The organism is Halococcus salsus (assembly GCF_009900715.1).
GTDB lineage: Archaea > Halobacteriota > Halobacteria > Halobacteriales > Halococcaceae > Halococcus > Halococcus salsus.
On sequence record NZ_JAAAJC010000001.1, the window covers coordinates 541043 to 559479 of the forward strand.

General features: G+C 67.6%; 19 protein-coding genes. 8 read left to right on the plus strand and 11 right to left on the minus strand.

All coding sequences use genetic code 11. From position 1 onward, the window contains the following. The first annotated feature begins 52 nt into the window (after positions 1–52). A complete protein-coding gene (gene lonB / locus GT355_RS02850) occupies positions 53–2089 on the plus strand; it encodes an ATP-dependent protease LonB (protein WP_120069412.1) in 2037 nt (678 codons plus the stop codon). Positions 2090–2133: 44 nt separating this feature from the next. Here the strand turns inward: lonB and GT355_RS02855 are convergent, their stop codons facing one another. From GT355_RS02855 to GT355_RS02870, 4 genes are all read right to left on the minus strand, one after another. Further along, complete coding sequence (locus GT355_RS02855; protein ID WP_160133240.1) at positions 2134–3375, minus strand: CaiB/BaiF CoA transferase family protein; 1242 nt, start codon at positions 3373–3375, stop codon at positions 2134–2136. A 177-nt stretch (positions 3376–3552) separates the two neighbouring features. Further along, positions 3553–4470 (minus strand): ABC transporter ATP-binding protein, encoded by a 918-nt coding sequence (locus GT355_RS02860; RefSeq protein ID WP_240145695.1) that lies wholly within the window; start codon positions 4468–4470, stop codon positions 3553–3555. A 137-nt stretch (positions 4471–4607) separates the two neighbouring features. Further along, positions 4608–5759, minus strand: a complete 1152-nt coding sequence (locus tag GT355_RS02865) for a FecCD family ABC transporter permease (protein ID WP_160133242.1) — start codon at positions 5757–5759, stop codon at positions 4608–4610. An 11-nt stretch (positions 5760–5770) separates the two neighbouring features. Continuing rightward, positions 5771–6982 carry an ABC transporter substrate-binding protein gene (locus tag GT355_RS02870; protein ID WP_160133243.1) on the minus strand — a complete coding sequence of 404 codons (1212 nt, stop codon included), beginning with the start codon at positions 6980–6982 and terminating at the stop codon, positions 5771–5773. A 245-nt stretch (positions 6983–7227) separates the two neighbouring features. Between GT355_RS02870 and dpsA the strand changes: the two genes are divergently transcribed. Next, on the plus strand, positions 7228–7785 hold the full coding sequence (dpsA, locus tag GT355_RS02875; RefSeq protein WP_120069426.1) for a DNA starvation/stationary phase protection protein DpsA: 558 nt from the start codon (positions 7228–7230) through the stop codon (positions 7783–7785). A gap of 61 nt (positions 7786–7846) precedes the next feature. Here dpsA and GT355_RS02880 read toward each other — a convergent pair whose 3' ends face one another. The 3 genes from GT355_RS02880 to GT355_RS02890 all read right to left on the minus strand — a co-directional run bounded on the left by GT355_RS02880 (position 7847) and on the right by GT355_RS02890 (position 10517). Continuing rightward, positions 7847–8026 carry a hypothetical protein gene (locus GT355_RS02880; protein WP_160133244.1) on the minus strand — a complete coding sequence of 60 codons (180 nt, stop codon included), beginning with the start codon at positions 8024–8026 and terminating at the stop codon, positions 7847–7849. Positions 8027–8106: 80 nt separating this feature from the next. Next, complete coding sequence (locus GT355_RS02885; RefSeq protein WP_160133245.1) at positions 8107–9540, minus strand: MATE family efflux transporter; 1434 nt, start codon at positions 9538–9540, stop codon at positions 8107–8109. Positions 9541–10055: 515 nt separating this feature from the next. Then, positions 10056–10517 carry an MGMT family protein gene (locus GT355_RS02890; RefSeq protein WP_160133246.1) on the minus strand — a complete coding sequence of 154 codons (462 nt, stop codon included), beginning with the start codon at positions 10515–10517 and terminating at the stop codon, positions 10056–10058. A 94-nt stretch (positions 10518–10611) separates the two neighbouring features. Here GT355_RS02890 and trpC point away from each other — a divergent pair, with 94 nt between their 5' ends. From trpC to GT355_RS02910, 4 genes are read left to right on the plus strand one after another with little or no spacing between them, the layout of a single operon-like run. Beyond that, positions 10612–11370, plus strand: coding sequence for an indole-3-glycerol phosphate synthase (gene trpC / locus GT355_RS02895; RefSeq protein WP_160133247.1), 759 nt, complete (start codon positions 10612–10614; stop codon positions 11368–11370). Between the two features lie 29 nt (positions 11371–11399). Then, positions 11400–12638: a tryptophan synthase subunit beta gene (gene trpB / locus GT355_RS02900; protein WP_160133248.1), complete on the plus strand. Its 1239-nt coding sequence runs from the start codon at positions 11400–11402 to the stop codon at positions 12636–12638. After that, complete coding sequence (trpA, locus tag GT355_RS02905; protein ID WP_160133249.1) at positions 12635–13528, plus strand: tryptophan synthase subunit alpha; 894 nt, start codon at positions 12635–12637, stop codon at positions 13526–13528. The genes trpB and trpA overlap by 4 nt, the downstream gene beginning before the upstream one ends. A 23-nt stretch (positions 13529–13551) precedes the next feature. After that, entirely contained in the window at positions 13552–14346 is a 795-nt protein-coding gene (locus GT355_RS02910) for a 2-amino-3,7-dideoxy-D-threo-hept-6-ulosonate synthase (protein WP_160133250.1), read from the plus strand. On the opposite strand, the gene GT355_RS02915 is transcribed toward GT355_RS02910, so the two are convergent. Further along, entirely contained in the window at positions 14347–14520 is a 174-nt protein-coding gene (locus GT355_RS02915) for a hypothetical protein (RefSeq protein ID WP_158589350.1), read from the minus strand. A gap of 67 nt (positions 14521–14587) precedes the next feature. Continuing rightward, a complete protein-coding gene (locus GT355_RS02920; RefSeq protein ID WP_160133251.1) occupies positions 14588–15244 on the minus strand; it encodes an HAD family hydrolase in 657 nt (218 codons plus the stop codon). A gap of 81 nt (positions 15245–15325) precedes the next feature. Here GT355_RS02920 and GT355_RS02925 point away from each other — a divergent pair, with 81 nt between their 5' ends. Then, positions 15326–16513, plus strand: a complete 1188-nt coding sequence (locus GT355_RS02925) for a 3-dehydroquinate synthase II (protein WP_160133252.1) — start codon at positions 15326–15328, stop codon at positions 16511–16513. Between the two features lies 1 nt (position 16514). Here GT355_RS02925 and rimI read toward each other — a convergent pair whose 3' ends face one another. Both rimI and GT355_RS02935 read right to left on the minus strand, forming a co-directional pair. Continuing rightward, a complete protein-coding gene (rimI, locus tag GT355_RS02930) occupies positions 16515–16979 on the minus strand; it encodes a ribosomal protein S18-alanine N-acetyltransferase (RefSeq protein WP_160133253.1) in 465 nt (154 codons plus the stop codon). Positions 16980–17021: 42 nt separating this feature from the next. Continuing rightward, positions 17022–17339 carry a cupin domain-containing protein gene (locus GT355_RS02935; RefSeq protein WP_160133254.1) on the minus strand — a complete coding sequence of 106 codons (318 nt, stop codon included), beginning with the start codon at positions 17337–17339 and terminating at the stop codon, positions 17022–17024. 105 nt (positions 17340–17444) lie between these two features. Between GT355_RS02935 and GT355_RS02940 the strand changes: the two genes are divergently transcribed. Then, on the plus strand, positions 17445–18410 hold the full coding sequence (locus tag GT355_RS02940) for an aldo/keto reductase (RefSeq protein WP_160133255.1): 966 nt from the start codon (positions 17445–17447) through the stop codon (positions 18408–18410). Positions 18411–18437 lie beyond the last annotated feature (27 nt).

Consider the following 18437-nt stretch of genomic DNA (forward strand, 5'->3'; position numbering starts at 1 on the left):
GAGAAAGTATATCAGTAAACGTGCCCTCCGATCGCTTGTTAGAGCCAGTCACATGAGTAATGAAATGGACGCCGACGACGCGTTCCCGACCCAGTCGGAAACGGAGTCGGAGTCGGACCCTGAGCCGGAGGACGCGCCGTTCGAGGAGGACCTCGGGAGCGACATCGCCGAGGCGGCGATCATCGAGGAGAACGAGGACGGGCTGCTCGGCGGTCTCGACATCGAGTCGACCGCCGACATCGAGATCCCGGACCGTCTCGTCGACCAGGTGATCGGGCAGGACCACGCCCGCGACGTGGTGTTGAAGGCCGCGAAGCAGCGCCGCCACGTCATGATGATCGGCACGCCCGGGACGGGGAAGTCGATGCTGGCGAAGGCGATGAGCCAGCTCCTCCCGAAGGAGGACCTCCAGGACGTGCTGGTGTATCACAACCCCGACGACGGCAACGCGCCGAAGGTCAGAACCGTTCCGGCCGGGAAGGGCGAACAGATCATCGACGCCCACAAGGAGGAGGCCCAAAAGCGCAACCAGATGCGCCAGTTCTTGATGTGGATCATCATCGCCATCGTGCTGGGCTACTCCTTCCTGATAGCCAACCAGCTCCTGATCGGCGGCGTGCTCGCGGTGCTGATCTACCTCGCCTTCAAGTACAGTTCGCGGAGCACGGACGCGATGATCCCGAACCTCCTGATCAACGCCGCCGAGGACCAGACCGCGCCGTTCGAGGACGCGACGGGTGCCCACGCCGGCGCGCTGCTCGGCGACGTCCGCCACGACCCGTTCCAGTCGGGCGGGATGGAGACGCCGAGCCACGACCGCGTCGAGGCCGGCGCGATCCACAAGGCCAACAAGGGCGTGCTGTTCGTCGACGAGATCAACACGCTCGACATCCGCAACCAGCAGAAGCTGATGACGGCGATCCAGGAGCGGGAGTTCTCGATCACCGGGCAGTCCGAGCGCAGTTCGGGCGCGATGGTCCAGACCGAGCCCGTCCCCACCGACTTCATCATGATCGCGGCGGGGAACCTCGACGCGATGGAGAACATGCACCCCGCGCTGCGCTCGCGGATCAAGGGCTACGGCTACGAGGTCTACATGGACGACACCATCGAGGACGAACCCGAGATGCGCCGGAAGTACTCGCGGTTCGTGGCCCAGGAGGTCGAGAAGGACGGCCGCCTGCCCCACTTCACGCGGAAGGCGGTCGAGGAGGTCATCCTCGAAGCCCGCCGTCGTGCGGGCCGGAAGGGCCACCTCACGCTCAAGATGCGCGACCTCGGTGGGCTCGTCCGGGTCGCGGGCGACATCGCCCGCGCCGAGGACGCCGAGTTCACCACCCGCGACCACGTGCTTCAGGCCAAGCGCCGCTCGCGCTCGATCGAACAGCAGCTCGCGGACACGTTCATGGAGCGCCGGAAGGACTACGAGATGACGGTGGCCCAGGGCGAGGTCGTCGGCCGTATCAACGGCCTCGCCGTGATGGGCGAGGACTCGGGCATCGTCCTGCCCGTGATGGCCGAGGTCACGCCCTCGCAGGGTCCGGGTGGCGTGATCGCCACCGGCCAGCTGAAGGAGATGGCCGAGGAAGCGGTCCAGAACGTCTCGGCGATCATCAAGAAGTTCTCGGACCAGAACATCTCCGAGAAGGACATCCACATCCAGTTCGTCCAGGTGGGTGAGGGCGGCGTCGACGGTGACTCCGCATCCATCACCGTCGCGGCGGCGGTCATCAGCGCGCTCGAAAGCGTCCCGGTCGACCAGAACCTCGCGATGACCGGGTCGCTCTCGGTCCGGGGCGACGTGCTGCCCGTCGGCGGCGTGACGCACAAGATCGAGGCCGCCGCGAAGGCCGGGCTCGAACGCGTCATCATCCCGGCCGCGAACGAACAGGACGTGATGATCGAGGACGAGTACGAGGACCAGATCGAGATCATCCCGGTCTCGCACATCTCGGAAGTCCTCGAAGTCGCCCTCGCCGGTGAGGGCGAGAAGGACGGGCTGGTCGACCGCCTCAAGTCCATCACCGGCAGCGCGCTCGACCGCCAGCCGGTCAACCAGCAGGGCTCCGGCAGCCCGAGCCCGCAGTAGAAGCCCGAACTTTTCGAATCGCCGTTTCGACTTTTCGACCCGTCCTACTCGTCGAGCGGCGCGACGACGTCGGCCTCGACCAGCTCCTCGATAGCTTCATCCTCGTAGCCTGCCTCGTGGAGGAGTTCGCGGGTGTGTTCGCCGAGCCGCGGCGGATACTGACGAATGGTCGTCGGGGTGTTCGAGAAGTGCATCGGGCTGCCCGGCATCTCGACGGAACCCGCGGTCGGATGCTCGATTTCGCGGTGCATCCCTCGGGCCTCGACCTGTGGCGTCTCGAAGATATCGGCCATGTCGTGGACGTCACTCGCGGGCACGTCGTGGTCGTCGAACACCGAGAGGACCTCGTCCGTTCCGTACTCGCCGATCTCGTCGGCCAGCAGGGAGTCGAGCTCCTCGCGATTCGCCACCCGGTCGGCGTTGGTCGAAAAGCGTTCGTGCTCGGCGAGGTCCTCGCGGTCGAGCGCGGTGCAAAAGCGCGCCCAGATAGCTTCGGAGCCGACCGCGACCACGACGTAGCTATCCTGCGTTTCGAACGCCTGGTAGGGCACGATGGTCGGGTGTCTGCTCCCCATCCTGGTCGGCGGGTCGCCGGTCGCGAAGTAGTTCGAGGCCATGTAGGTCATCCAGGCCACCTGCCCGTCGAAGAGGCTGATGTCGACCTTCTGGCCGCCGGAGTTCCCAAGTTCGCGTTCGAGTAGCGCCGCGAGGATGGCCTGGGTGGCGTACATCCCCGCACCGATGTCGGCGAGTGCGACCCCCACTCGGACGGGGGTTCGGCCCTCCTCGCCGGTGATGCTCATCAGCCCACCCTCGGCCTGCATTATGATGTCGTAGGCCGGCCGGTCCGCATCGGGGCCCCACTCGCCGTAGCCCGAGAGCGAGCAGTAGACGAGCTCCGGGTTCACCTCGGCGAGGTCGTCGTAGCCGAGCCCCCAGTCGTCCATCTTCCCCACGCGGAAGTTCTCGACGAGGATGTCGGCCTCGCGCGCGAGCGCCCGGAAGACCTCGCGGCCGTCCGCCGAGGCGAGGTTCAGCGCGATCGAGCGCTTGTTCCGGTTGATGCTCATGTAGTAGGCGCTCTCGTCGCTCTCACCGTAGGACGGCGGTTGCCAGCCCCGGGTCTGGTCGCCGCCGTCGGGGCGTTCGACCTTGACCACCTCCGCCCCGAGGTCGCCGAGCTGCATCGTACAGAACGGCCCCGCGAGCACCCGCGAGGCGTCGAGCACCGTGAGCCCGTCGAGCGGGCCGGTCTCGCCGTCGGCCTCGCGTGCCTCGCCGGTCATCGGTTCGGCCCCCGAAGCGGTGCGTCGAACCGACGCGATGGGGTGCTGTCGAGTGCGGGCCACGTCGAGGTTTCGAGACCGCTGCCGTCGCCGGATCGAACACGGCTGTGCATACGGTCGCGTGGCTGGCCGGCGTGAAAAGTGCACACGTCGTCGGGCTGGTCCCGAGAGCGAGGACTACGTCGAGGGTGTGTTCAGGTCGTTGCCGTCGGCGTCGTGGACCGCGTTGTGGGCGGTGACGCGCGGGCCGCGGTCGGTGTGCTCGACGGTGGCCGCGACCCCGAAGACGTCGTGGAGGAGGTCCTCGGTGATGACCTCATCGGGGGGACCGCGGGCGTAGATCGAGCCGTCGTCGAGCGCGAGCACGTGGTCGGCGTACCGGGCGGCCTGGTCGATGTCGTGGAGCACGAGCACGATCGTGACCTCGGAGTCGGCCTTCAAGGTCTCGATGATCTCCATGACTTCGAGCTGGTGGTGGAGGTCGAGGAAGGTCGTCGGCTCGTCGAGCAGGAGGACGTCGGTGTCCTGGGCGAGCACCATCGCGATCCACGCGAGCTGTTTCTGGCCGCCGGAGAGCCCGCCGACCTCGCGGTCCCTGAGGTGGTCGACGCCCGCGAGGCTGAGCGCGTCCGCGACGGCACACTCGTCCTCGTCGGTCAGCGAATCGAAGAAGCCACGGTGGGGGTACCGACCGTGCAGCACGAGGTCCTCGACCGTGATGCTCGACGGCGAGACGTTCTCCTGTGAGAGCAACCCGAGCTTCCGTGCGAGCTCCTTGGTGTCGAGGGTCTGTATCGCCTGTCCGTCGAGCCTGACGACGCCGTCGTCGGGCGTGAGCTGGTTCGAGAGCCCCCGGAGGAGCGTGCTCTTGCCCGAGCCGTTCGGGCCGACCAGCGCCGTCACGCAGCCCTGGGGGATCGAGACCGACTCGCCGTCGATGACCGGTTCGCCCTCGGGGTAGCCGAGCACGACCTCCTCGCATTCGAGCGTGGTGTCCCGCTCGGCGGGAACGCCGGGTTCGTCCGCGGGTCCCGACGACTCGCTGCGTTCGACGAGCGTACCGCCGTCCGTCCGGAGCGGGTCGTCGTCGGTCATCGGGGCTCGCCCTCCGTCGGTCGCAGTCGTGTGTCGAACGCCGACCACGCGTTCGTCCACCACGAAGCGCTCGCGTCCATATCTGTTTAGGCACTCCTAAAACGCATAAACGTTTTCGTTGGGGCGAGATCCTCCCCTCAGACCTCGCCGATCGAGCCCTGCTTTCGCATCAGGTAGAGGAAGTAGGGCCCGCCGATCAGCCCGGTAACGATCCCGACGGGGATCTGGACGGGGTTGAGCGCGAGGCGCGCGCCGACGTCGGCGGCGACCATCAGTGCCGGGCCGGCGAAGACACAACCGACCATGAGGCGCTTGTAGTCGCTGCCGACGAGGTTACGGACGACGTGAGGAACGATGAGGCCCACGAAGCTCACGATCCCGGCGACCGAGATGCTCGCCGCCGCCGCCAGGATCGCGATGCCGGAGAGCGCGAAGCGGACCCGCTCGACCGACATCCCGAGCGACTTCGCGGTGCGCTCACCCAGTAGTAAGACGTTGAGCTGGCGTGCGCCCGCGAGCGCGAGCACCGTCGCGAGGATCGTCCACGGCAGCGCGATCCGGACCTGTTCCCAGTCGGTGCCCGTGAGCGAGCCCGTGGTCCAGGAGATCGCCTGCTGGACGATCCCGAGGTCGTCGGCGAAGAAGAAGAGGCCGGTCTGGAGCGACTGGAACACCGTGCTGACGATCACGCCCGCGAGGACCAGCCGAACCGGCGAGGTGCCGTTCTGCCAGGCGATCGCGTAGACGATCAGGAAGGCGACCGCGCCACCGAGCGACGCCGTCACCGGCAACAGCGCCGTGAGGCCAGAGAAGACGACGAGCGTGAGGAGGATCGCGAGCCCAGCCCCCGAGGAGACCCCGAGGATGAACGGGCTCGCGAGCTCGTTGCGGGTCACGGCCTGGAAGATCGCCCCCGAGATCGCGAGGTTCGTGCCCACGAACGCCGCGACGAGGACGCGCGGCAGGCGGATGTTCCAGACGATCAGCGCACGCTGGGGGAGGTCGACGGCCGCCGTCGAGAGACCGAGCGCCGAGAAGAGGCCGTTCGCGAGGCCTTCACCGAGCAGGAAGGTCGCGATCACCTGCGGGTGCGTCCAGACGACCGGGTCGAACACCGCCCCCCAGGCTTGGCCGATGGTCATCGAGTACGACCCGAAGCTCACCTGGACCAGCCCCGCGACCGCCACGATCGCGACGCTCGCGAGGATCAGCGAGACCAGCGAGCCGTCGACCCACTCGAACCAGCCTTCGTCCTCGCCGGCGGTCGTCGTCGAACCGCTCCCGGCCATCTACGCTCCCCTCACGACGACCCCGTGACGATGTCGGCCACGCGTTGCCGGTCGAACAGCTGGTCCGAGGCCCCGTAGACCTGCCGGGCGGCGCGCTCGGTCAGCACGAGGTTCGTGATCGGGCCCTGATAGAGCGGGCCGCCGCGGTAGACGTCGCCGTTCTCGACCGCGGTCAGCGCGCTCGCGGTGTCGTTGCTTTCGAGATACGACACCACGGTGTTCTGGAACTGCTTTCGGGTCTTGTCCTCGTGGCCCCGAAGCAGTAGGACGTCGGGGTCGACCTCCAGCAGCGTCTCGAAGTCGACCTCGCTCCGGTCGGCGTGGAAGTCCCGAACGGACGTGTCGGCGAACGCGTCCCGGACTTCGAGGTCGCGCCACTGTTTGAAGCTCGTCCCGGGACTGATGAGGTACGGGGAGAACGTATCCGGTTGGTCGCTTCCCGCCCACATGATCGCCACGGCGGGTTTCTCGCCCGAGGGGACGACCTCGCTCACGTTCGACTGGAAGTCGTCGTGGAGACCGGCGAAGGCCTCGTAGCGTTCGGTCTCCTGGAACACCTGTGAGAGCTTCTCGAACGCCTCGTAGAGCGAGAGGTACGGGTAGTCCTCGTGCCAGTCGTAGCCCCGCGAGAAGATGCTGTTGCCGAAGAAGGGCGCTATCTCCGTCTCGATCTCCTTGATGTCGGTCTGGTTCCAGCCCTTGTACCGGTTCAGGAGGAAGTTGGGGTCGATGACGTGGACGTCGCCGTCGAGCTCGTAGAACAGCTCCTTGCTCACCCCGTCGCTGTAGAGGCTCTGCATCCCGCTCTTGTCAACCGAGACGCCGGGGATCTCGTCGTAGTACTGGGTGTGGTACCGTTCGGTGAGCCAGACCGCCTTCGGGGGCTGCTTGCCGAGCGCGACACCCATGTCGGCCCAGCTTCCGTTGTTGGCGACCCACGTCTCGGGAACGCTGTCGAAGCTTACCGTACCCACGGGCGGCATCGTGGTGCTGTAGGACCCGCCCGATGCGGTTCCCGTTCCGTCGGTGGCCTCCGAGCCCGTTCCCTCGGCCGCGGTGGATCCGGACTCGGTCGCGGCTCCCGCGCCGGTCGTTCCGTCGCTCGCGGCGGTCCCGTCGCCGGCACCAGCGGTGCTCTCGTTGGTTCCGCCGTCGCTCCCGGTACAGCCGGCGAGCAGCCCGCCGGCGACCGCCGTGGTTGCGAGGAATCGTCGTCGTCGCATACGAGTTAGGCCCGCCGAAAGAAGCTAAAGCCTTCCGATTTCGGTCGGCCTAAATCGAAACCCGCTCCGCCCGTGACTTTTCGATCGAGATCGATTGCAACGATCACTCATCCGCTTCGCTCCGCCGGGCGATCCCCCGTGCGATGCCATCGCGTGTTCCGATATGGAAACCGGATTTTCGGGATCCCAAAGAAAACTTCTCGCGAGGGGAATGTTTAAGTGGCTTGTCGTCCTACACTGGGATGATGAGTCTCCAAGAATCCGACTCCCGTCTCCAGCAGGAGTTCGGCACGGTCGACGAATCGCCGGCGACCCGCATCGAGGCCGAGCGCGCCGAACAGGTCATCGACGCGCTCAACGCCGACCTCGCGGCGTCGTACGTGCTCTATCACCAGCTCAAGAAGCACCACTGGAACGTCGAGGGTGCCGAGTTCCTCGAACTCCACCGCTTCTTCGAGGAGGCCTACGAGGACGTCGAGGAGCACGCCGACGCGATCGCCGAACGCGCCCAGGCGCTCGGTGGTGTCCCCGTCGCGGGTCCCGTCAACCTCGACGAGCGGAGCTACGTCGAGTTCGAGGGTGAGGACGTCTACGACGTCCGGACCTCGGTCGCCAACGACATGGTGATGTTCGCCGACATCGTCGAGCGGTTCCGCGACCACATCGAACTCGCCAACAACCTCGGCGACTACACCTCCGAGGAGGTCCTGCGCCACGCGATCACGGACTACGAGGAGTACGCCCACCACCTGGAGCACTACCTCGAAGACGACACCCTCGTGCTCGAAGAAGCGACGCACTGAGGCGTAGTCCACGAAAACTCGTTCTTTTTCGATTCCCTCCGAGAGCTATCAGTCCCGCAGTTCAGCGTTCGAGGTCGACGGCGAGGTCCGTCGCGATCCACCCGTCGGTGTTCCCCGCCTCGACGAAGACGCGACGGCCGGGGCGGGTGGTGTGCACCGAGACGCCGTGGTCGAGCCGCGATCCGCTGTGGTCGTCGGTCGTGGTCGTGTCGGGGCCCAATCGGTGGGAGGGAACGGCCATTACCCGAGTTAGGCAACCCTAAAGTCATAAGCATTTTGGTCGGCCTAATCGGTTCCGGATCGTGGCCCTTGCTCGCATCGTCAGTCGCCGGGCTGGGTCGCGGGACGGTAGTCTCGGGCGATCACCTTCCATCGACCCGTCGAGAAGCGGTAGTAGCTGACCGCGGCGGGCGCGACCATCACGGCGACGACGGCGACCACGAGCCCCGGGAGGCCGAGGTCGGTCGTCGCGCCGAGGTACGCGAGCGGGAGGCCCACGACGTAGCCGAGGACCTGACCGTAGAACGGCCACCGGGTGTCGCCGCTCGCGCGGAGCGGGCCGGTCGCGGTTCGCGAGAGGCCCTTGAAGACGATCCCGACGCAGGTCGCCCTGACGAGCAGCGTGGCGATCGGGAGCGCGTCGCTCGCGGGGTCGCCGACGAACGCGAGCGCGATCGGATCGGCGAGGACGAACACCACCGCCGCGAGCAGGAAGTAGACCGCGACGCCGAAGCGGATCACCTCGGTGCCGTAGGCCTCGGCGGTGTCCTCGTCGCCGGTGCCGAGTTCCTGGCCGACGAGGCTGGAGGAGGCGAGCCCGAAGCCCCAGCCGGGGGTGTTGAGGAGGTCCCGAACGCGCTGGGCGACCACGAACGCCGCCACGACCGTCGTCCCGAACAGCCCGACGATCCAGAGCATGGCGAAGCCGCCGAGTCGCCAGGCGACGTTCTTGCCGATCAGGGGCGTCCCGATCTTCACGAGTTGGCGGGTCGTCTCGCCGTGGAGGTAGGTGCCGAGCGGATCGACGGTGATGGGGAGTTTCCCGACGCCCGGGAGCCAGCCCGCCGTCAGCCCGTAGACGAACGCGATCGTGACGGCGACGTTCGCGAGGACGGTGCCGACCGCCGCGCCGACGACGCCGTAGCCCAGCCAGAATATCAGGGCCGCGTTGACGGCGACGTTCAGGACCGCGCCGGCGGCCCGGACCACCATCGGGGTCCAGGCGTCGTCGGCCCCCACGAGCGCGCGGCTCGCGATCAGGTTGAGGCCCGCGAAGGGGACGCCGAGGCCCATGAGTCGGAGGTAGTTCGCGCCGAGTTCGACCACGCGCGGGTTGTCGCTGAGGAGGCCGAGGAGCTGTGTCGGGAGGAACCAGAACAGCGCGGTGACCGGGACCGTGAGCCCGAGCACGACGAGGATGCTCGACCGGACGGGTTGGCCGACGGGTTCGTCGGCCCCGTAGCGTTGGGAGACGAGTGCGATGGTGCCGCTGGCGAGGCCGCCGCCGAGCGCGAACGCCATCCCCCAGTAGGGGGCGACGAAGCCCACACCTGCGATGGCGGCTGTGCCCACTGCGAGGCCGACCATCGCCGTGTCGGCGGCGTTCTTCGACATCCGTGCGAGGCCCGTGACGATCCGGGGCCACGCGAGGTCGGTGGTTCGGCGCGCGCGTTCGGGCTCGATGAGGTCCGCCCGAACCAGCGCCGTTCCCACCCAGGCGACCACCAGTCGAACCGGATTCGGCACTCGTTCCAAGACTCCTGTGCGTTGCCGTCACGGCATGAAATGGCTTGCGTCATCGGCAGACCGGGCTGGTTTTTCAGCCGATCTAACTACCGAAAACAATCGTGTTGGACCTCCTGCCGCGCGGTGCGGCGCGGCCGCGGCGCGGTTGCGGTGTGGCGGCGCGGCGGTGGCGGTCGCGGTGCGGCCGCGAGGCGGTTGCGGTGCGGTTGCTGGCCTGGCGGATGAAGGGCGAAGCACTCGAACGAGGCCGTAGGCCGAGTGAGTAGCGAACGAAGTGAGCGGGTGCTGAGGGCTTCGGCGGTGCGGTTGTGGTTTGCGGAGGCGGTTAGTGATCGCACCGCGAGCGAGTGAAACAAGCGAGCGGGCCAAGGAACCTCCGAAGGAGGTGACGCAGGCTTTTGATCCACATTTTGCCAGCGTCATCAGAACTGCGAAGCAGTTCTGATTGGCACACAAAATCGCTCCGCGATTTTGGGACGAAGGAGCGACCACAGGGAGCGACTGAGCGCAGCAAAAGGTGGGGGCTAGAGTCCTTCGAGCGATCGCAGCCGCTGTTCGACCTTCGGGGGAGCCGCACTCGGGCCGTCCCGAACGCGGTGGTCGGGGATGATGATCGGGATCGGATTCTCGTCGAGCGCGGTGCGCACGCGGTCACGGTCGTCGTCGTCCTCGGGGTCGAAGCCGGGGATGCGACCCGTGAGCGGCTCGACCGAGGTCTGGGTGCCGTAGGGGAGTTCGCGAACGGCTTCGAGCACCGACCGCTGGTCGGTGGGAACGGTGAGGCCGATCTCGACGTCTCGGAACTCGTCGTGGTCGCCTTCGAGGTACTCGAATATCCGGTCGAGCACCTCGTGCCGGGCGTCGGCCCCGGACGCGAAGTTCCGTGGGAACGACACCGAGACGACGCGGTCGCTCGCCACCCCGACCTGGACGCAGCGGTCGAGATAGTTCGACTCCCGCGCGTAGATTCCGGCGACCTCGCTCATGACGATCATAGGGCCGTGCGGGTCTTTAACATTCTGTCCGCCTCCGTTGGGTGACGCAAGTCTTATGTACAAAACAGTCCATCACTGTACACTAATGAACGAAACCGAGGGAGTGGCCCCCGAGGTCGAATCGATCCTGGCGGCCGCGGCCGAACGCGAGGGCGGCACCGATCGGCTCGCCGTCTCGGCGCGGTCGTTCCCCGCCGCGTTCGCCGCGGCCGAATCCGAGGGTCGCGTGCCGGTGATCGCCGAGGTCAAGCCCACCAGCCCGACGACCGACGGCGAGCGCGACGAGGACCCCGTGGCGCTCGCGAAGTCTATGGTCGCCGGCGGCGCGGCGGCGATCTCGGTGCTCACCGAACCCGACCACTTCGGCGGCTCGCTCGACGCGCTCACGGCCGTTCGCGAGGCGGTTTCGGTGCCGGTGCTCCGGAAGGACTTCGTGCTTCGCGAGGCGCAGCTCGATGCCGTCGCGGCGGACGCCGTCCTCCTGATCGCGCGGTTCGTCGACGACCTCCCGAAACTCGTTGCAGCCGCCCGCGACCGTGGTTTCCAGCCGCTCGTGGAGGTTCACTCCCGCGCCGAACTCGACGCCGCGCTGGCTGCCGATGCGGACTTGATCGGCGTCAACAACCGCGACCTCGCGCGGCTGGAGGTCGACCTCTCGACCTTCGAGGAGCTCGCGCCGCGGGTCCCGGACGACGTGACCCTCGTGGCCGAGAGCGGCATCACGAGCTCGGAGGACGTCCGGCGGATGCGCGAGGCGGGGGCCGATGCCTTGTTGATCGGCACGGCGGTCATGGACGGCGACCCGGAGGCGAACGCTCGGCGACTCACGACGCAAGACCAATGAGTGAGACGAACCGAGGGACGAACAAGCCAATGGCAACGGACGAGAACGGGAAATTCGGGCGGTACGGTGGCCAGTACGTCCCCGAGGCGCTGATGGCGGCGGTCGAGGAACTCGACGACGCCTACCGGCGCTACGTGCTGGAGAACGAGGACGGTTTCGTGGACGAGTTCCGCGAGCGGCTCCGGGACTTCGGGGGCCGACCCACCCCGCTCCAGCACGCCGACCGACTGAGCGAGCGCTCCGGCTTCGACGTCTACCTCAAACGCGAAGACCTCCTCCACGGTGGCGCGCACAAGCTCAACAACGCGCTCGGGCAGTGCCTCCTCGCGAAGTACATGGGCAAAGAGCGGATCGTGGCCGAGACCGGGGCGGGCCAGCACGGCACCGCGACCGCGATGGCCGCGGCTCACCTCGGGATGGAGTGTGAGGTCTACATGGGCGAGCGCGACATCAACCGCCAGCGCCCCAACGTCTTCCGGATGCGGCTCAACGGCGCGACCGTCAATCCGGTGACGACAGGAAGAGGGACCCTGAAGGAAGCCATCAACGAGACGATGCGCGAGTGGGCGACGACTGTGGAGGACACCCACTACGTCATCGGTTCGGTGGTCGGCCCGCATCCCTTCCCGGCGATGGTTCGCGACTTCCAGTCCGTCATCGGCGAGGAAGCCCGTCGGCAGACACAGGAGAAGATCGGTGGGCTGCCCGACAGCGTGGTGGCCTGTGCCGGCGGTGGCTCGAACACGATGGGCGCGTTCGACGCGTTCGTCGAGGACGAGAGCGTCTCGCTGGTCGCGGTCGAGGCGGGCGGCAGCAGCCTCGACGTCGACGAGGAAGCGGGCGTCGCGCCGAACTCGGCCTCGCTCGCCACGGGCCAGGAGGGCGTGCTCCACGGTGCGCGCACGAAACTCCTCCAGGACACTGCGGGTCAGATCCTCGAATCCCACAGCGTGAGTTCGGGGCTCGACTACGCCGGCGTGGGACCCGAACTCGCGAACCTCGTGGACGAGGGACGCGTGACTCCCGTCTCGGTCGACGACGACGCCGCCCTCGAAGGCTTCCACCGGCTCTCCCAGCTGGAGGGGATCATCCCGGCGCTCGAAAGCGCCCACGCGATCGCCTACCTCGACCGTGCCGACCCCGACGACCTCGGGGACAGCGTCGTGGTCAACCTCTCCGGGCGCGGCGACAAGGACCTCGAAAGCGTCGTCGAGGAGACCGAGAAACGCGACATCGGGAACGCGCCCGAGATGGGGGTCTTCGAGTGAGCCGCATCGACGAGGTCTTCGAGGACACCGAGGCCGCGTTCGTCCCGTACCTCGCGGTCGGCGACCCCGACGTCGAATCCAGCGTCGCGTACATCGAGGCGCTCGCGCGCGGCGGGGCCGACGTCATCGAGCTCGGGTTGCCCTTCTCCGAACCGATCGCCGAGGGGCCGACGATCCAGCACGCAGTGGTCAGATCGCTCGACGCCGGGATGACCCCCGAGAAATTCTTCGAGGTGGTCGAACGCCTCGACGTCGACGTGCCGCTGGTCTGTATGACCTACTACAACCTGGTCTATCAGTATGGGCGGCGCGAGGCCCAGCGGGCCTCGGAACGAGCGAGCGGCGACGCCGCGAGCAGCGAGGAACCAGGGCCCGAACCGTTCGTCCGGCGGGCGGCCGAGGCCGGCATCGACGGCTTCGTGATCCCGGATCTGCCCGTCGAGGAGAGCGGTCCCCTCAGAGCGGCGTGCGACGAGCACGGCTGCGACCTCGTCTTCATCGCCGCGCCGACGACCCGCGGGGACCGGCTCACGGCGGCCGTCGAGGAGACCTCGGGCTACCTCTACGTCCAGGCTCGCCTCGGCGTCACGAGCGCCCGCGACGACGTCTCCGACCAGACCACCGAGAGCCTCGATAGGTTGGCGGAGTACGACATCCCGAAGGCGGTCGGGTTCGGGATCAGTTCGGGCGAGATCGCCCGCGAGGTGGTCGCGGCGGGTGCCGACGGCGTGATCGTCGGGAGCGCGCTGGTCGACATCGTCGCCGAGGGACACGAGAGCGGGGAGAGTACCACGGAAGTCGCCGAACGGCTCGAAGCCAAGGCCCGCGAACTCAAGGAGGGCGCACTCGCGGGGGCCACGCAACGTGCGCCGCGACCGGAACGTCCATAACCATCGTGGGACGGAGTGACAGTATGAACACCGGTATTCAGGCACGTCTCGACCGTATCGGCACCGACGGGAAGTTCCTCACCATCCCGATGGACCACGGCCTCACCCTCGGCGCGGTCCGGGGGCTGGTCGACATCGAGTCGACCGTCGACGCGGTGACGCGCGGTGGGGCCGACGCCGTGTTGACCCAGAAAGGGGTCGCCCCTCGTGTGCATCCCAACAAGAACGACGCGGGCTACATCGTCCACCTCAACGGCTCGACCGCCGGCGGCCCGGACGCCAACGACAAACGGATCACCGGGACCGTCGAGGCGGCGGTCAAGGCCGGCGCGGACGCGGTCTCCTTTCACATCAACGTCGGGAGCGAATCCGAGCCCGAGCAGATCACCGACCTCGGCGAACTCACCGAGCGTGCCGACGAGCTCGGGATCCCAGTATTGGCGATGGCCTACGCCCGCGGACCGGGCGTCGACGGGGCCGATCCCGAGCGCCTCAGCCACGCCGTCCGCCTCGCCGAGGAGCTCGGTGCGGACGTCGTCAAAACGGGCTACTCCGGCGACGCCGGGAGCTTCGCCCGCGTCGTCGACGCGACCCGACTGCCCGTGCTGATCGCGGGCGGCGAACCCGCGGGCGACAAAGCGTCACTCGAAGCGGTCCGCGGCGCGATGGACGCGGGCGCGGCGGGCGTCTCGATGGGCCGCACGGTGTTCCAGCACGACGACCCGGAGGCCATGACCCGCGCGGTCTCGGGCGTGGTCCACGACGACCGCACGGCCGAGGAGGCGCTCGACCGGGCCGGCCTCGCGGTCGAAGCGTAACTATCGGTAGATGATGGCGAGTCCGATAGCCGCCGAAACCACACCGTAGGTCAGCGCACCCCACGCGAGCAGGTTCGTCGCGCTCACGAAGACGAACAGACTGGCCACTCCAGCAACCACGATCCCAACGAACAGGATCAGATGACCCGGGAGGCGCTCTAGCAGGCTCGACATGGTTCGTCTGTGCGATGTGACTTCATGAATTTATTCCGGAAGCGGCGTGCACCACGTTCTACGCCGTTCAGAGGAGACCGGGCAGGTCCACGGGCGAGTCGATGGTGTGGTCCGGTCGGATATCACCGACCGATAGGTCCGCCCCGTGTGAAACCCAGACCGACCGGATGCCGAGCGCGTTCGCACCGGCGACGTCCGCGTGGAGGGAGTCGCCGACGTGTACCGTCTCTCGGGGATCGACATCCAGTTCCGAGAGCGCGTGCTCGAACGGTGCGGGGTCGGGTTTGATGCCGCCGGTGTCGGCGAACACCCGGACCTCGAATCGGTCGGCGATGCCGAGCGCGTCGAGCTTCGCGCGCTGGGTCGCCTCGCTGCCGTTCGTGACGAGTCCGAGGGGTGTGTCGACGGCGCTGAGGGCGGCCTCCGCACCGGGAACGAACTCGACGTCGGCGTAGTCGATGGCGCGGTGGTACGAGCGGGCGACCGCCTCGGCGCGTTCGGGGGTCGTATTCGTGCGCTCTGCGGCCGCTTCGAGGCAGTTGGTGTAGAACGCCACGTCGTCCTCGGCGGTCGGCACGTCGTTCACGACCGCGTTCATCTCGCTCGCGGTGGTGTACGGCGTCACGCCGACCTCGTCGAACGCCCCCGAGAGCACCGTCTCCGGCGACCAGCGCCGTCGACAGAGGGTAGCATCCAGGTCGAACAGCACCGCGTCGGGCTCCATTATGCGGATGGTGGGTCGTCGCATCCGAAAACCTTCCGGGGTTTCCGCCACGTTCAAGCCCGACGGCTTCGAGCGCCCCGTATGACACGCACGGTCTGGCTCAAAGCCGACGACTCGGTTGGCGACTGGGAGGAGCGGAAACGACGGATCACGGCGGGGCTCGAAGCCGGCGTCGACTGGGTGCTCTGCGACGAGGCCGACGTCTCGAAGGTCCGCGACCTCGGCGCGGTGTCGGTCGCGGCGTTCGCGAACGGCGGCATCGACACCATCGGGGACGAGGGCGAAGGGCCCGACGCGACGGTTGTCGGGAAGGGCGGCGAGGGCGACGGTACGGCCGACCTGCCACCCGACCTCTCGGGGTCGGCCGACCTCTCGGCGATCCGCCGTGACGACGCCGACGGCGCGTACGTCAGGGTGTTCAACCAGGACTACGAGTCCTTCGCCGAGGCCGCCGCGAGCGAGGCCGACTACACCTTCATCATCGGCGAGGACTGGACCATCATCCCGCTCGAGAACCTGATCGCGCGCATCGGCGAGGAGACCCACCTCGTCGCCGGTGTCGAGACCGCCGACGAGGCCCGAACGGCGTTCGAGACGCTCGAAACCGGCTCCGACGGTGTGCTGCTCGATTCGAGCGACCCCGACGAGATCCGGCGCACGGTCGAGATCCGTGACGAGGCCGAGCGCGAACACCTCGACCTCCAGTGGGCCGAGATCACGGGGATCGAACAGGTCGGGTCCGCGGACCGGGTCTGTGTCGACACCGGGTCCCTGCTCTCGGACGACGAGGGGATGCTCGTGGGCTCGATGAGCCGCGGGCTGTTCTTCGTCCACGCCGAGACCGCCGAATCGCCCTACGTGGCCTCGCGGCCCTTCCGGGTGAACGCCGGCGCGGTCCACGCCTACGTTCGGACACCGGACGGTGGCACCCAGTACCTCTCCGAAGTCAAGAGCGGCGACGAGGTTCAGGTGGTCGACACCGACGGCCGAACCCGCGAGGCGCTGGTCGGGCGAGCGAAGATCGAGCGCCGACCGATGTTCCGGGTGGAGGCGACGGTCGGCGCGACGGTCGACGACGCCGAGAGCGGCGAGATCGACGGCGACCACATCGAGACCCTGCTCCAGAACGCCGAGACGATCAAGGTCGCCACCCCGAACGGGCCGAAGGCGGTGACGGACCTCAAGGTCGGCGACGAGGTCAAGGTCTACCACGAGGAGACGGCGCGCCACTTCGGCGAGGCGGTCGACGAGCGGATCGTCGAGAAGTGAGTCAGTCCCGAACCATGATCAGCGCGTTCTCGCCGTCGGCGTAGTAGCCCGGTGCGGTCTTCCGGTGGACGAAGCCGAACCGTCGGTAGAGCGTCTGTGCGCGCTCGTTGCTCGCGCGGACTTCGAGCTTGACCGAGGTGGCGCGTCGGCCGTCCATGACGTCGAGCGCGCGGGCGAGCAGGGTCGCGCCGACCCCGCGTCCGCGATGGTGGGGGTCGACCGCGAGGTCCTTGACGTGCCCGAGCCGCCGGCCGTGGTTCGGCACGTCGTCGGCGACGATGTAGCCGACCACCTCATCGGTGACGGCCACCAGAAAGCCCGGAGTCCCGAGGAACCGTTCGAACGCGCGGAACGGCCACGGCTGGGGGAAGGAGGCTTTCTCGATCCGGAACACCGAGAGGAGGTCGGCCCGGACGATCTCGCGGGTCCGCACCCCCGGCCCGTCGGCATCGGTCGCCGTCGTCATCGACGGTCGTACGGTACGAGCGTACTTATGGTCACTGCGGGGTCAGGGCGCGCCGCTGATCACGAACTGGGCACCCTCGTCGCCGGTCGTGATCTGCCGTGTGGCACCGGGTGAGACCCGGAGCGCGTCGCCGACGTCCATCGCGACGTCCTCGTCGTCGACGGTGATCGTGGCCGCGCCGTCGACGAGCACGTAGACCTCCTCCTCGCCCTCGTCGGCGTGGTCGTGTTCGAAGCCGTCCCAGTTCGGCTCGGCGTCGAGCACGCTGACGCCGTGCTCCTCACAGCCGAGCGGGTCACGAAGGAAGTGGAGTCCCTGGGTCGACTCGGTCTCCTCGTAGTTGACTTTGGTGTACGACATCGTCGGGACCCACGGGACGGCGAGGGATACGCGTTTGGCTCCCGTATCGAAGTACTAGAAGATTGCCACAAAAGGGCTATTCATCTCCCACTCGAATCGATGCGGATGGAGTACACGACGCTCGGTGACACCGGCATGACGGTCAGCAAGATCTGTCTCGGCTGCATGAGCTTCGGGGAGGGTGGCGACGAGATGTTCGATTGGACCGTCGACGAGGAGCAGGCCACCGAGGTGATCGACCGCGCGATCGATCTCGGGATCAACTTCTTCGATACCGCGAACGTCTACTCCCGCGGCGACAGCGAGCGGATCCTCGGCAACGCGCTCTCGGAGTACGACCGCGACGAACAGGTGGTCGCCACCAAGGTCTGGGGCGAGATGCGCGACGACGACCCCAACTCGGGCGGTCTGTCGCGAAAGACCATCGACCAGGAGCTCGACAACTCCCTCGATAGATTAGGTATGGACACCGTCGACCTCTATCAGATCCACCGCTGGGACGACGACACGCCGATCGAGGAGACCCTTCGCGCGCTCGACGACGCCGTGCGAGGGAACAAAACGCGGTATATCGGCGCGAGCTCGATGTGGGCCCACCAGTTCGCCGACGCACTCCACACCAGCGATTCGCTCGGCCTCGAACGGTTCGTCACGATGCAGAACCACTACAACCTCGTCTATCGGGAGGAGGAACGCGAGATGAACCCGCTGGCGGCGAAGGAGGGCGTGGGAGTGATCCCCTGGAGCCCGCTCGCGGGCGGCTACCTCGCGCGCCCCCACGAACGGGCCGACGAGATGCGCGACATGACGGAGGACCGATACGACACCCCACAGGCCCGCGAGATCAACGAACGCGTTCAGGAGGTCGCCGACGAGGCGGGCGTGAGCATGAGTCAGATCGGCCTCGCGTGGCTGCTCTCGAAGGAGGGCGTGACCGCACCCATCTACGGCACGTCGAGCGTCGAGCACCTCGAAGACGCCGTCGAGGCGGTCGAACTCGACCTCGCCGCGAGCGATATCGAGTACCTCGAAGAACCCTACGAGCCGATGGCGGTCCTCGGCCACGAGTAGCTCCCGTTCGTCACACCGAATTCGGTC

What these genes read in the sequence shown, in the direction of transcription:
- lonB (WP_120069412.1), top strand. Translation starts at nt 53, where the DNA reads ATGAGTAATGAAATGGACGCCGACGACGCGTTCCCGACCCAGTCGGAA.
- GT355_RS02855 (WP_160133240.1), bottom strand. Translation starts at nt 3,375, where the DNA reads ATGACCGGCGAGGCACGCGAGGCCGACGGCGAGACCGGCCCGCTCGAC.
- GT355_RS02860 (WP_240145695.1), bottom strand. Translation starts at nt 4,470, where the DNA reads ATGACCGACGACGACCCGCTCCGGACGGACGGCGGTACGCTCGTCGAA.
- GT355_RS02865 (WP_160133242.1), bottom strand. Translation starts at nt 5,759, where the DNA reads ATGGCCGGGAGCGGTTCGACGACGACCGCCGGCGAGGACGAAGGCTGG.
- GT355_RS02870 (WP_160133243.1), bottom strand. Translation starts at nt 6,982, where the DNA reads ATGCGACGACGACGATTCCTCGCAACCACGGCGGTCGCCGGCGGGCTG.
- dpsA (WP_120069426.1), top strand. Translation starts at nt 7,228, where the DNA reads ATGAGTCTCCAAGAATCCGACTCCCGTCTCCAGCAGGAGTTCGGCACG.
- GT355_RS02880 (WP_160133244.1), bottom strand. Translation starts at nt 8,026, where the DNA reads ATGGCCGTTCCCTCCCACCGATTGGGCCCCGACACGACCACGACCGAC.
- GT355_RS02890 (WP_160133246.1), bottom strand. Translation starts at nt 10,517, where the DNA reads ATGAGCGAGGTCGCCGGAATCTACGCGCGGGAGTCGAACTATCTCGAC.
- trpC (WP_160133247.1), top strand. Translation starts at nt 10,612, where the DNA reads ATGAACGAAACCGAGGGAGTGGCCCCCGAGGTCGAATCGATCCTGGCG.
- trpB (WP_160133248.1), top strand. Translation starts at nt 11,400, where the DNA reads ATGGCAACGGACGAGAACGGGAAATTCGGGCGGTACGGTGGCCAGTAC.
- GT355_RS02910 (WP_160133250.1), top strand. Translation starts at nt 13,552, where the DNA reads ATGAACACCGGTATTCAGGCACGTCTCGACCGTATCGGCACCGACGGG.
- GT355_RS02915 (WP_158589350.1), bottom strand. Translation starts at nt 14,520, where the DNA reads ATGTCGAGCCTGCTAGAGCGCCTCCCGGGTCATCTGATCCTGTTCGTT.
- GT355_RS02920 (WP_160133251.1), bottom strand. Translation starts at nt 15,244, where the DNA reads ATGGAGCCCGACGCGGTGCTGTTCGACCTGGATGCTACCCTCTGTCGA.
- GT355_RS02925 (WP_160133252.1), top strand. Translation starts at nt 15,326, where the DNA reads ATGACACGCACGGTCTGGCTCAAAGCCGACGACTCGGTTGGCGACTGG.
- rimI (WP_160133253.1), bottom strand. Translation starts at nt 16,979, where the DNA reads ATGACGACGGCGACCGATGCCGACGGGCCGGGGGTGCGGACCCGCGAG.
- GT355_RS02935 (WP_160133254.1), bottom strand. Translation starts at nt 17,339, where the DNA reads ATGTCGTACACCAAAGTCAACTACGAGGAGACCGAGTCGACCCAGGGA.
- GT355_RS02940 (WP_160133255.1), top strand. Translation starts at nt 17,445, where the DNA reads ATGGAGTACACGACGCTCGGTGACACCGGCATGACGGTCAGCAAGATC.